Consider the following 13,130-nt stretch of genomic DNA (forward strand, 5'->3'; position numbering starts at 1 on the left):
TCAATAGAAAGTGAGGAAATGTGAAATGAATATGGAAGTTACACAAACTTACAATTATGCCTTTTTAGATGAAGGATCTAAAAGGGAAATAAGACGGTCAGTACTTAAAGCTGTTGCGATTCCTGGATACCAAGTTCCATTTGCATCAAGAGAGATGCCAATCGGAAGGGGATGGGGGACAGGAGGGTTACAAATCACTCTTTCGTTAATAGGTGAAACAGATATTTTAAAAGTAATTGACCAGGGTCACGATGACAGTGTAAATGCAGTTAGTATTAAACGTTTAGTAGAAAATTGCTCGAATGTGAGCACAACAGAGAATTCAGAGGATGCTTCTATCATTCAATCAAGGCACAGAATTCCCGAAATTCCTTTAAGAGATGATCAAATATTAGTTTTACAGGTTCCACTTCCTGAACCTTTAAGAAGAGTAGAAGCGAAAGAAAAAGATACAAAAAGGCTTCATGCAGAAATGGATTACAGCAGTATCTGGCTAAGATTATATGAGGACATTGTGAGATGGGGGAAAATCACGATTGGTGCTGATTATCCGAGTATGGTTAACGGAAGGTATATCTTTAACCCGAGTCCAATTCCTCGTTATGATTTATTAAAATTACATCAAGCAAACGGATTATTTTTATTCGGAGCAGGTCGAGAAAAGAAAATTTATGCTATTCCTCCTTTTACAGATGTAAAGCCATTGGAATTTGATGATTATCCATTTGAGGTAGAAAAATTTGATGGGTTAACATGCCATTCATGTGGCAGTAAAGATGTGTTCCTTGATGAGATTTATGATGCTGATACTGGTAAGAAACGATTCCAATGCTCTGACACTGGATACTGTCAAACGAGGCAAAAGGAAAGTGGGTATTTAGTATGAAGACTCAGCAGCTACAATTGAAAAAACCTGAACTTGAAGTGAAGGGCTTAAATAAGAGGTATGGAAAAGGGTGTTCAAATTGTCAAACACCTGAAATGCTTCATGTAAAAGATAATCGTTGTCAACATTGTGGAAGTGTTTGGGCTTGTATTGATGTGAATTTTGAATTGTATAAAGGTGAAATTTTAGGAATAGTTGGAGAAAGTGGTTCTGGAAAAAGTTCATTAGTCAAGAGCTTATATTTTGATGATGCTATTTCATCTGGAAGTGCGACCATTTCTACATATAAAAATGGCGAGGTGAATATTTTTACAGAATCTGCACAACAAAAGCGTTATATTCGAAATTACATTATGGGCATGGTCTATCAAAACCCATATTTGGGGTTGAAAATGTCCTTTTCAAGTGGTGGAAATATAGCAGAAAAATTAATAGCATCAGGTACTTTTCACGTTGGTTCGATACGTGATCGAGCAAGGCAGTTATTGGAACATGTTGAAATACCGTTAGCAAGGATGGATGAACTTCCGAAGAATTTCAGCGGAGGGATGCAACAAAGAGTGCAAATTTCTAAAGCTTTAGCCAATAATCCACCGATCCTTTTGCTTGATGAAGTAACGACTGGTTTAGACCTTTCCGTACAAGCAAGAGTATTAGATTTAATTCGAAAAATCCAAAGGGATTTAGGAGTGGCTATGATTGTTGTTTCGCATGATTTAGGTGTTATTAGGATGCTTGCTGATCGCACAATGGTTATGAGACATGGAAGAGTCGTTGAGAGAGGACTTACGGATCAAATACTAGAGGACCCTCAACATCCATATACACAGCAGTTAGTGCATTCTCTTTTATAAAAAACGTGAGGTGATAGAAAAGATGAACACACTTAAGATATACTCCGCAAATATTGTCACACCTGAAAAGGTCATTTATAACGGCACTGTTGTCATTAAAGATGACAAAATTACTGAAGTTTTAGATGGTCTCCCTGAGCAGTTACAACCAGAGGATATTAATGCAAAAGGAAGCTGGGTCCTACCAGGATTAGTTGATTCACATAGTGATGCAATTGAAATGGAGCTTGAGCCTCGTCCAAGCAGTACTTTTCCGATTGAGGTTTCGTTTTATGAACTAGAGAAAAAGCTTGTTGGAGAAGGAATTACCACAATCTATCATTCTCTCTCTTTGCTTGAAGAAAACGCAAAAAAGTTTGTAAGACAAAATAAAACAGTTTTATCAGTTATAGAAGATATTAATCGATTGTCACAAGGAGCGTATCTTATTCGTCATAAGACTCATCTAAGGTACGAGATTACAAATTTAAGTGCAGTCAATGAGGTAAAGGAATTGATAAAAAAACAGAAAATCGATCAGCTTTCTTTTATGGATCACACTCCTGGACAAGGACAATTTCGTGATATTGAAATTCATAAAAAGCTATTAATTGACCACCGTCGTTTTTCTGAAGAAGAAGCAATGGAAATTATTGAGCATAGTAGAAAACAAGTTAAGTTAGAGGAGCATGTAGTAAAGGAATTGGCTGATTTAGCACATGAACATCGAATTCCTATTGCATCACATGATGATGACACATTAGAAAAACTCGAGGTTGTAAAAGAATGGAATGCAACAATTAGTGAGTTTCCAATTGAGCTTCAAATAGCGAAGAAGGCAAAAGAAATGGGACTATTTATTGTGATGGGTGCACCTAATGCTTTGCTTGGCAAATCCCATAGTAACAATCTTTCAGCGATGGAAGCATTAGAACATAAACTTGTCGATATTTTATGCTCAGATTATTATCCATCATCATTACTGCATGCAGCTTTTAAATTACATAGTCAAGGCACTCCAATCTATGAAGCAATCAAAATGGTTTCATTGAACCCTGCAAAAGCTTTATATATTGATCATGAGGTCGGTTCTATTGAAGTTGGAAAAAAAGCTGATTTACTTATTGTGAGCGAGGAGCAGTCACGTCCAGTGCTACAGACAGTACTTGTTAATGGGAAAGTAGTTTGTCAAATGAACTATCAAATGCCGCTAACTGTTGGCGGAAGAGTGTAAGAAGGAGATTATGTCATATGATAAAGCAATTAGGGGTAAAACCAACAATCCATGCTAGTGCACAAGTAGAAAATAGTTTCATAGGAGAGTGGACTGAAATTGGTCCAAATACCAAAATAGAAGAATCATATTTTGGAGATTATAGTTACACTGCAGGAGATGCAGAGATTATATATTCATCTATTGGAAAGTTTTGTTCAATTGCTTCTCATGTTCGAATAAATCCAGTGAATCATCCAATGTGGAGAGTAACACAACATCATCTTACTTATCGATTAACTCAATATGATCTGGCAGATCATGACGATACTGATTTTTTTGACTGGCGAAGAGAACATCATGTTAATGTGGGACATGATGTATGGATTGGTCATGGAGCGATTATTATGCCAGGAGTCACGATTGGAACAGGCGCTGTAATTGGTGCAGGATCAGTTGTCACAAAAGATGTCCCTGCTTATACCATTGCTGTTGGTGTGCCTGCAAAGCCAATTAAAAGGCGGTTTTCAGAGGAAGTAGCAGACAAGATTATGAGAATAGAATGGTGGAATTGGGATAGAAGACTGATTGAAGAACGATTTAGTGATCTCAATAATATAGAGAATTTCATTTTGAAATATTCGTAAAGTAGTTAAAAAGGAGGGAAATAAATGGCAGAGCTGCTAAGTATGAAGGAATTAGAAAAGACATTCATTATGCATTATTTACATGGGGAACATGTAGTAGGCTGTAAGAATATTAGTTTTGATTTGAATGAGGGCGAATTTATCGGAATTACAGGAAAAAGCGGTGCAGGAAAATCAACAATATTAAAAACAATTTACCGTACATATTTACCGACAGGAGGAAAACTCATTTTTCACTCTGATCAGTATGGGTCAATTGATCTTGTCACAGCTACCGAGCGTGAAATGATCGCATTACGTAAAAAGGAAATAGGATATGTTTCTCAATTCCTTAATGTGATGCCGAGAGTGACTGCTTTAGAAGTTGTCATGGATGCCATTTTAGAAATGGGAGTTAGTGCATATGAAGCAGAAGAAAAGGCAAAAAATATGTTGGCTCATTTTCGTTTACCAGAATCATTGTGGGATTCATTTCCAAAGACATTCAGTGGTGGAGAAAAGCTTCGGTTAAATTTAGCTCAAGCAATGGTGAAAAAACCCAAGTTATTGTTGCTTGATGAACCAACTGCTTCATTAGATGAGGCATCAAAACGATCAGTAAAAGAAATGATTGAACAGCTCAAACAGTCAGGAACGAGTATGATTGGTATCTTTCATGATCTTGAATTTATGGAATCGGTTGTAGACTCACATTATCATCTGGAAAATGGTGTCTTGAACAAAAAAATGGTTGTTTGAAAATTTTTCTAATGGAGCTGATCTACATATGATCGATTTACATTGTCATACAAATATATCGGACAATTCTTTTTCAATTGAGGAAGTCATTGGGCTTGCTAAAGACAAAGGTGTTAAGCATTTAGCCATTACCGATCACGATACAACAAAAGGTCTTCTTCAAGCCATCCAAATTGGACAAACCTTAGGCGTAGAAATTATTCCCGGAATCGAGATTTCTGCTTATGATTACGAGCGAAACAGACGTGCACATATATTAGGTTTGTATATTACTCCTAACCATCCATCGATAGCTGAATTGTGCGGACCATTAGTAGCCAAAAGGCATGAGGCATCATGGCAAATGGTGAAACTGATTAAAAATGCTGGATATGATATTAAATGGGAAGAGGTTAATGCCCTATGTGAAGGTGGAACTGGGGTGTATAAACAACATATTATGCATGCATTATTAAACAAAGGCTATACGGACAAAATCTATGGTGATCTATATCAAAAGCTATTTAAAAGAGGGGGAACTTTACAGGAAAAAGGGTTAGCCTTTGTTTCAATTGATTACATTGACGTATTAGATGCCATTCGCGTGATTAAAGAAGCGGGAGGAATTCCGGTCCTAGCCCATCCTGGACAATTTGATAATTTTTCAGCTGTCGATGAGTGGGCCCGTGCAGGCCTTGAAGGAATAGAAGTATTACATCCATTGCACGATAATAAAGATGAAATTAAAGCAAGAACTATTGCTGAGAAATTGAATCTTATTCAAACAGGCGGATCTGATTTTCATGGATTTTATGGAGAATCTTCAAATAACTACATTGGATCTAAAAGTATTGGCTTTGAGCATTTCAATCAATTGCTTGAACGAAAAAAAGTTCTGCAAATGAAATAATAACGAGACCCTCCCATGTTGATGTAGATGCATGAGGAGGGTTTTCATTTTGTTATTTTTCATTTTTAAAGATAAAAACTTATTCATCTGAAAAATACAACCTCATGTTTCGCTAATACCGCTCATACACTATGTTAAGAATAGCTTAGGGGGGAGACCATGAAAGATGCTGATCAAAAGGCCCTTGAATATGCAATTGGTGAAATAACTGAGATTGCAAAAGGATTTGGGCTAGACTTTTACCCAATGAGGTATGAAATCTGTCCTGCTAATATTATTTATACATTTGGCGCATATGGTATGCCAACGAGGTTCTCACACTGGAGCTTTGGTAAACAATTTCATAAAATGAAGCTCCAATATGATCTTGGATTAAGTAAAATTTATGAGCTAGTCATTAATTCTGATCCTTGTTATGCCTTCTTATTAGACACAAACTCCCTGATCCAAAATAAATTAATTGTCGCCCATGTATTAGCGCATTGTGATTTCTTTAAAAATAACGCTCGTTTTAGTAATACAAAACGAGAAATGGTTGAAAGCATGGCAGCAACAGCAGAACGAATTAAAAATTATGAGATTGAGTATGGAAGACATGAAGTAGAAACATTTTTGGATGCTGTTCTTTCTATTCAAGAGCATATTGATCCCTCACTAGTACGTCCGAAACTTGCATGGACAATTGATGATATTGATATCGAAGAAGAAGAGATGAAAACAATCACACCTTATGATGACCTTTGGAAGCTTGATCAAAAACAAGATCTAAATCGTTCAATTAAAAAGAAAAAACGTAAACTTCCACCATCTCCAGAAAAAGATATTCTCTTATTTATCGAGGAATATAGTCGTGAGCTAGAGGATTGGCAGCGTGATATATTAACGATGATGCGTGAAGAAATGCTGTATTTTTGGCCACAGCTAGAAACAAAAATCATGAACGAGGGCTGGGCTTCGTATTGGCATCAACGGATCATCCGTGAGCTTGATTTAACATCTGATGAATCAATCGAATTTGCAAAATTAAACGCAGGTGTTGTTCAGCCATCTAAAACTAGTATTAATCCTTACTATTTAGGATTAAAAATCTTTGAAGATATTGAGGAGCGCTACAACAACCCAACAGAAGAGATGAAAATGTTTGGGGCAACACCAGGATCTGGTCGAGACAAAATGTTTGAAGTACGTGAAGTTGAATCAGATATATCGTTTATTCGTAATTATTTAACGAAGGACCTTGTCATGCGAGAAGATATGTATTTGTTCCAGAAACAGGGGCGTGATTATAAAATTGTTGATAAAGAGTGGGAAGCGGTCCGAGACCAGCTCGTAAGTATGCGTGTAAATGGTGGATTTCCATACATTACTGTAAATGATGGAGACTACTTGAAAAATAATGAGCTTTATTTAAAACATTGGTTTGAAGATATTGAGTTGGATCTTAAGTATTTGGAGAAGGTTCTACCTTATGTGTATCAGCTATGGGGGCGACCAGTTCATATGGAAAGTGTGCTAGAGGATAAGCCAGTGTTGTTTACGTATGATGGTAAAAGTATTTCTAGAAAATATCTATAAGTGGAGAGAGTCACTGAGATTTCAGTGGCTTTTTTAATGGTATAAAATTATAGCTGTCTATCTGCATAAATTAAGAAGATGCTTCTAATAATAAAAACACATCATTTCTATTGAATATATAAGTAAATTATTATATATTAATATACGGATAATCATTGGAGGTGTATTAAATGCTAGAAACTACGATTGAAATAGAAAAGGCTGCAACAATTCTAAAGCTTTTAGGTGATAAAACAAGACTAACAATGGTGAAAATGTTAGATTCAAATGATTGTTGTGTTTGTGAGTTTGTTGAAATCTTTAAAGCAAGTCAGCCGGCAATTAGTCAACATCTTCGTAAACTAAAAGATGCAGGGATTGTGAAAGAAACGAGAAGAGGGCAGTGGATCATCTACTCGTTAAATAAAAATAGTGATTACTATTCACTAGTTCAAAATATACTTGAACACCTTCCTAACCAAGATTATCGAATAAAAGAATTAGAGGAGCAAGGATTACGAATCTCGTGTGAATAATGGAGGGGTTAACAAATGACATCAGTAATTTTAGCATCAGTCATCTTTTTACTCACACTTACACTAGTCATATGGCAACCAAAAGGATTATCAATTGGCTGGTCTGCTTGTAGTGGTGCCATATTAGCTTTACTAGTAGGTGTTGTAGATTTTAAAGATGTAATCGATGTAACATCAATTGTTTGGAACGCGACCTTAGCCTTTATAGCCATTATCATTATTTCTCTAATACTAGATGAAATTGGCTTCTTTGAATGGTCGGCTCTCCACATGGCTAGAGCAGCTAAAGGTAATGGTATTAAAATGTTTGTATATGTAAGTATTCTTGGAGCTATTGTAGCTGCATTCTTCGCAAATGATGGAGCTGCTTTAATACTTACACCAATTGTTTTAGCAATGGTAAGAAATTTAAACTTTAGTGAAAAAATGGTCTTTCCATTTATTATAGCTAGTGGATTTATCGCAGATACTACCTCTCTTCCATTGGTTGTAAGTAACTTAGTTAACATCGTATCAGCTGACTTTTTTGGAATTGGATTTGTTGAGTTTGCATCTAGAATGATCATTCCAAATTTATTCTCTTTAGGTGCAAGTATCTTGGTTTTATTTCTCTTTTTCCGAAAGAGCATTCCAAGTAATTACGATATATCTCAATTAAAAAAACCTGTTGAAGCAATTCGTGATGAAAAGATGTTCAAATTGTCTTGGGTTGTTTTGGGTATATTACTTGTTGGATATTTCGCAAGTGAGTTTATTGGAATTCCTGTTTCGTTTATCGCAGGTATTGTTGCCATCTTCTTTCTATTTATGGCAAAAAGAAGTCCTGCGGTTAACACAAGAACAGTTGTTAAAGGAGCACCTTGGGCAATTGTATTTTTCTCAATTGGAATGTACGTAGTTGTTTACAGTTTGCGAAACGTTGGTTTAACAAATGTTTTAGCAGATTTAATCCAAGTGACAGCTGATCAAGGTTTATTTGTAGCAACAGTGGGAATGGGATTTATCGCTGCCATTTTATCTTCTGTCATGAATAACATGCCAACTGTTATGATCGATGCACTTGCCATTTCTGATACAAATACAACTGGTGTAATAAGAGAAGCACTTATTTATGCCAATGTGATTGGTTCTGACTTAGGACCAAAAATAACACCAATTGGTTCACTTGCCACTCTATTATGGCTACATGTTTTATCATTAAAAGATGTGAAAATCTCTTGGGGTACTTACTTTAAAACAGGAATTATCTTAACCATCCCAACATTATTTATTACACTTGTTGGTCTATATATTTGGTTACTTATCATCCATTAATCTTATTTAAAAAGGAGCAATTAACATGTCTAAAAAAACAATTTACTTCTTATGTACTGGGAATTCTTGCAGAAGCCAAATGGCAGAAGGCTGGGCGAAAAAACACTTAGGTGATGAGTGGGAAGTGAAAAGTGCTGGTTTAGAAGCACACGGTTTAAATCCGAATGCAGTTAAAGCAATGAAAGAAACAGGAATCGATATTTCGAATCAAACATCTGATGTGATTGATCCTGAAATTTTAAATAATGCTGATTTAATTGTTACACTTTGCGGTCATGCGGCAGACAATTGCCCAGTTACTCCTCCACATATTAAACGTGTACATTGGGGCTTTGATGATCCAGCAAAAGCTGAAGGTACAGAAGAAGAAAAATGGGCATTTTTCCAACGTGTTCGTGATGAAATTGGAGAAAGAATTGAACGTTTCGGAAAAACTGGAGAATAATAAGAAAAACGAAAGCCGTGAGAAACCCTCTCGGCTTTCACTTTAACTAATGTATAAGTAAATTCTTATATCTTAATAAAGGGGATGAAAAGATATGAAAGTTGAAATATTTGACCCTGCGATGTGCTGTTCAACAGGTGTATGTGGACCAAGTGTTGATCCTGAATTAACTCGTGTAGCATCAGCCGTTTATTCTCTAGGAAAAAAGGGTTTTGAAATTAACCGATACAATCTAACAAGCGAACCTAATGCGTTTGCAGAGAATAATGAAATAACCAGAATACTAAATGAAAAGGGTCCTGATGCACTTCCTGTAACACTAGTTAATAACCAAGTTAAAAAAGTAGGAGAATATCCAACAAACGAAGAACTTTCCGAATGGTTTGGTGTTAAGACAGCTGAATTAAAAGAAAAACCTAAGGTTAAATTATCGATTGATTTAAAGCAACTGTAATACAAGGGAAGAAGGGATATAATGTATCAGCCTTTTAATCCAAAAAGTATCGAGACTCCATATTTATTCTTTACAGGTAAAGGTGGGGTTGGAAAAACCTCTACTGCTTGTGCATCAGCTGTTGCTTTAGCTGATGCAGGGAAAAAAGTATTGCTGGTCAGTACAGATCCAGCTTCAAACTTACAGGATGTATTAGAAGTTGAATTAACGAATACACCTAAGTTCGTTCCAAACGTACCTAATCTTTCTGCTTGTAATTTAGATCCAGAAGAAGCTGCGATAAATTATCGCGAAAAGGTAGTAGGACCATACCGTGGTAAATTACCTGAATCGGTGGTTGCCACAATGGAAGAGCAACTTTCTGGTGCTTGTACGGTTGAAATTGCTGCTTTTGATGAATTTACAAATTTGTTAGCAGATTATTCAACTGTAAGCGAGTATGACCATGTTATTTTTGATACTGCACCAACTGGACATACATTAAGACTGCTCCAATTGCCAACTGCATGGACTGGATTTCTAGAAGAAAGTACACATGGTGCTTCCTGTTTAGGTCCTTTATCTGGTTTGGGGGAAAAGAAAGATTTGTATTCAAAAACAGTTGATGTATTATCTGACCCCATAAAAACAACATTATGTTTGGTTTCAAGACCTGAAGTTTCATCCATTAATGAAGCAAAGCGAGCATCAGTTGAATTAAAGGGAATTGGAATAACAAATCAAACGCTTATTATGAATGGTGTGTTACAAACTCATATTTCGGACGATGCGGTCTCTTCTGCTTTTTATCATCGTCAGCAAAATGCATTGAAACAAATTCCTAATGAATTAAAACAAGTGCCGATCTATTCGTTACCATTTGTGTCCTATCCCTTAACAGGTATTCAAAACCTTCGTTATTTATTTAAACAGTATTCTTTATCTGAGTCAGAAGAGGTAAGTGGTTTAGATTCCAACCTCTCCTTAAATAGACTAAATGATGTAATTGATGATTTATCAAGCACAAACAAAAGAATTATTTTTACCATGGGAAAAGGGGGTGTAGGGAAAACAACAGTTGCATCAGCAATTGCAGTTGGACTTACAGAAAAAGGACATAAAGTCCATTTAACAACAACAGACCCTGCCTCCCATATTCATTACATGTTTGAAAATAGTGATATTAATAATGATCTAACAATTAGTGCCATTAATCCAATTGAGGAAGTTGAAAAGTACAAGAAAGAAGTTCTTTCAAAAGCAAGTGAAGAGCTAGATGAAGAGGGTCTTGCCTACTTACAAGAAGACTTAAATTCACCCTGTACAGAAGAAATTGCTGTATTTCGAGCATTTGCCGAGGTTGTTGCAAAATCAGAACAAGAAATTGTCGTGATTGATACAGCACCGACAGGACACACTTTGTTGTTATTAGATTCTGCACAGAATTACCATAAAGAACTTGCTCGTTCGACTGGAGAAGTACCTGAAAGTGTGAGCAAATTGCTTCCAAGGTTAAAAAAACCACAAGAAACGAGTGTAGTAATTGTTACTTTAGCTGAAACTACACCTGTTTTAGAAGCTGCGAGACTTCAAGAGGATTTAAAACGTGCAGAAATTCAACCAGTATGGTGGGTAATTAATCAAAGTTTATTTGCTACAAAAACCAAAGATCCTATTTTAATGGGTAGAGCTTCATCTGAAAAAAAATGGATCCAAAAGGTTAACGAGGAATTAGCAACTCGTTCTGCCATCATTCCTTGGATTAGCGAAGAGAAGATAGGATATGACGAAATCAAAGAGTATGTCAGATCATAACATATTTGGAGGATCACTATGGAGAAAGTCATCATTTTAGGAACTGGACCAGCAGGGTTAACTGCTGCAATCTATTTAGCAAGAGCAAATATGAATCCTATTGTTATTGAGGGGGATCAACCAGGGGGACAATTAACACTAACAACTGAGGTTGAGAACTTTCCTGGTTTTATTGATGGTATTACGGGACCAGAACTAATGGATAACATGAGAAAGCAAGCAGAGCGTTTTGGAGCAGAATTTAAAAGAGGATGGGTAACTGAAGTTGATTTATCTAAGAAACCATATCGCTTACAAGTCAATGGTATAGGTGAAATCGAGACAGAATCACTTATTCTTTCAACAGGTGCTTCCGCAAAACTTTTGAATATACCAGGAGAGAAAGAGAACATAGGTAGAGGTGTAAGTACCTGTGCAACGTGTGACGGATTTTTCTTTCGAGGTAAAAAAGTTATTATTGTTGGTGGTGGAGATTCTGCGATGGAAGAAGCAAATTTCTTAACGAAGTTTGCAAGTGAAGTTGTTATAGTTCATAGAAGAAATGAGCTTCGTGCTTCAAAAATCATGCAGGATCGTGCAAAAGAGAATCCAAAAATATCTTGGGAACTTAATCAAACACCGCTAGAAGTAACGGCAGGAGAAAATGGTGTTACAGGATTAAAAGTAAAAGATAATGAAACCAATGAGGAAAAAATTATTCAAACTGATGGTATTTTCGTTGCAATCGGTCATACGCCAAATACATCATTTTTAAATGGTCAAATTGATACCGATGAAACAGGATATATAAACGTTATACCTGGAACAACTGAAACCAATATACCTGGTGTTTTTGCTTGTGGAGATGTACAAGATAAAAAATACCGTCAAGCAATAACAGCTGCGGGTACTGGATGTATGGCAGCTCTAGATGCTGAAAGATATTTAGAAGGAAATGCAGTTCATGATTGGAGCAAATCATTGTAATAGGAGGAGTTAATATGACAACAAAGAATTACCATGAATTATTGAAAGATCGTATTTATATCGGTGGTGCAGATGATATTCATGATGTGATGAAAAATGAAAAGGTCGATGTAGCATATGATTTAAGAGCAGAGGCACCAAAAGAAGAATCACCGTATAATCGTGTGCATAGTCCAATTGTGGATGACGCTGATCAACAGGATGTATCGGTTAAGAAATCGATTGATCATGTAGTAAATGCATATAATGAAGGGAAAAATGTGTATTTTCATTGCCAAGGAGGTAGTAACCGTACAGGTACTGTTGCAATTGGCACACTTTTAGCTTTAGGAAAAGCAAAGACAATCGAAGAAGCAGAAGGTATTGCAAAAACTGCACGACCAAAGATTAATGTAAAACCAGAAATGAAAGAAACGTTAAAAAGAATCTATCCAAATGCATAATAAAGTATAGGGGGAAAAGTAATGAAAATTACTGATGGAGCGAAAGAATTGTTAGAAAACTTTTTAAATGAAAAAGGTGCAGAAGGAATTCGACTTACTTCTGTTGCTGGGTGCTGTGGTCCTCAATTTACGATCTCTTTAGATGCACCAGAGGAATCTGATATCGTAAAATCAATTAACGGAATCAAAGTGGCTATCGATTCACAAATTACTGGAACGGATGAATTAACATTAGATAAAGAACAAAATGAAAATGGTACAGGATTAGTTTTATTAGGGGCTAGTGAATGCTGTTAAAAGAAATATTTATTTTTTAACAAAGGGAGTCAGTGACTTCCTTTGTTAAAATTTTCTCGATAATCGTTACAAAGTCAGGACGCTGGCATTATAGTGATACAAGTAAAAAATAATATGCATC

The 13,130-nt window shown here is 36.0% G+C and carries 15 protein-coding genes; all 15 read left to right on the plus strand.

Features of this window, described 5'->3' with window-relative positions:
- The first annotated feature begins 25 nt into the window (after nucleotides 1–25).
- Nucleotides 26–886, plus strand: coding sequence for an alpha-D-ribose 1-methylphosphonate 5-phosphate C-P-lyase PhnJ (locus HUW50_RS12510; RefSeq protein WP_269748987.1), 861 nt, complete (start codon nucleotides 26–28; stop codon nucleotides 884–886).
- Nucleotides 883–1,740: an ATP-binding cassette domain-containing protein gene (locus HUW50_RS12515; RefSeq protein WP_066337126.1), complete on the plus strand. Its 858-nt coding sequence runs from the start codon at nucleotides 883–885 to the stop codon at nucleotides 1,738–1,740. Before HUW50_RS12510 ends, HUW50_RS12515 begins: the two co-directional genes overlap by 4 nt.
- A gap of 22 nt (nucleotides 1,741–1,762) precedes the next feature.
- Nucleotides 1,763–2,953, plus strand: a complete 1,191-nt coding sequence (locus HUW50_RS12520) for an alpha-D-ribose 1-methylphosphonate 5-triphosphate diphosphatase (RefSeq protein WP_185653963.1) — start codon at nucleotides 1,763–1,765, stop codon at nucleotides 2,951–2,953.
- A 17-nt stretch (nucleotides 2,954–2,970) separates the two neighbouring features.
- Complete coding sequence (locus tag HUW50_RS12525; protein ID WP_185653964.1) at nucleotides 2,971–3,579, plus strand: DapH/DapD/GlmU-related protein; 609 nt, start codon at nucleotides 2,971–2,973, stop codon at nucleotides 3,577–3,579.
- A 24-nt stretch (nucleotides 3,580–3,603) separates the two neighbouring features.
- Nucleotides 3,604–4,317, plus strand: coding sequence for a phosphonate C-P lyase system protein PhnL (gene phnL, locus HUW50_RS12530; protein ID WP_066337117.1), 714 nt, complete (start codon nucleotides 3,604–3,606; stop codon nucleotides 4,315–4,317).
- Between the two features lie 28 nt (nucleotides 4,318–4,345).
- Entirely contained in the window at nucleotides 4,346–5,206 is an 861-nt protein-coding gene (locus HUW50_RS12535; RefSeq protein ID WP_185653965.1) for a PHP domain-containing protein, read from the plus strand.
- 159 nt (nucleotides 5,207–5,365) lie between these two features.
- Nucleotides 5,366–6,781, plus strand: a complete 1,416-nt coding sequence (locus HUW50_RS12540; RefSeq protein WP_185653966.1) for a SpoVR family protein — start codon at nucleotides 5,366–5,368, stop codon at nucleotides 6,779–6,781.
- A 170-nt stretch (nucleotides 6,782–6,951) separates the two neighbouring features.
- A complete protein-coding gene (locus HUW50_RS12545; RefSeq protein WP_066337109.1) occupies nucleotides 6,952–7,296 on the plus strand; it encodes an ArsR/SmtB family transcription factor in 345 nt (114 codons plus the stop codon).
- A 15-nt stretch (nucleotides 7,297–7,311) separates the two neighbouring features.
- Nucleotides 7,312–8,610 (plus strand): arsenic transporter, encoded by a 1,299-nt coding sequence (locus HUW50_RS12550; RefSeq protein ID WP_185653967.1) that lies wholly within the window; start codon nucleotides 7,312–7,314, stop codon nucleotides 8,608–8,610.
- 25 nt (nucleotides 8,611–8,635) lie between these two features.
- On the plus strand, nucleotides 8,636–9,055 hold the full coding sequence (gene arsC / locus HUW50_RS12555) for an arsenate reductase (thioredoxin) (protein WP_066337105.1): 420 nt from the start codon (nucleotides 8,636–8,638) through the stop codon (nucleotides 9,053–9,055).
- A gap of 94 nt (nucleotides 9,056–9,149) precedes the next feature.
- Nucleotides 9,150–9,509 carry an arsenite efflux transporter metallochaperone ArsD gene (gene arsD / locus HUW50_RS12560; protein WP_066337101.1) on the plus strand — a complete coding sequence of 120 codons (360 nt, stop codon included), beginning with the start codon at nucleotides 9,150–9,152 and terminating at the stop codon, nucleotides 9,507–9,509.
- A 21-nt stretch (nucleotides 9,510–9,530) separates the two neighbouring features.
- Nucleotides 9,531–11,303: an arsenical pump-driving ATPase gene (gene arsA / locus HUW50_RS12565; protein WP_185653968.1), complete on the plus strand. Its 1,773-nt coding sequence runs from the start codon at nucleotides 9,531–9,533 to the stop codon at nucleotides 11,301–11,303.
- An 18-nt stretch (nucleotides 11,304–11,321) separates the two neighbouring features.
- The gene (gene trxB / locus HUW50_RS12570; RefSeq protein ID WP_185653969.1) at nucleotides 11,322–12,269 is read left to right on the plus strand and encodes a thioredoxin-disulfide reductase; all 948 of its coding nucleotides are present in this window, start codon (nucleotides 11,322–11,324) and stop codon (nucleotides 12,267–12,269) included.
- A gap of 14 nt (nucleotides 12,270–12,283) precedes the next feature.
- Nucleotides 12,284–12,712: a protein-tyrosine phosphatase family protein gene (locus HUW50_RS12575; RefSeq protein WP_185653970.1), complete on the plus strand. Its 429-nt coding sequence runs from the start codon at nucleotides 12,284–12,286 to the stop codon at nucleotides 12,710–12,712.
- A gap of 21 nt (nucleotides 12,713–12,733) precedes the next feature.
- Entirely contained in the window at nucleotides 12,734–13,009 is a 276-nt protein-coding gene (locus HUW50_RS12580) for an adhesin (protein ID WP_185653971.1), read from the plus strand.
- Nucleotides 13,010–13,130: the final 121 nt, after the last annotated feature.

Source organism: Metabacillus sp. KUDC1714 (genome assembly GCF_014217835.1).
GTDB lineage: Bacteria > Bacillota > Bacilli > Bacillales > Bacillaceae > Metabacillus > Metabacillus rhizosphaerae.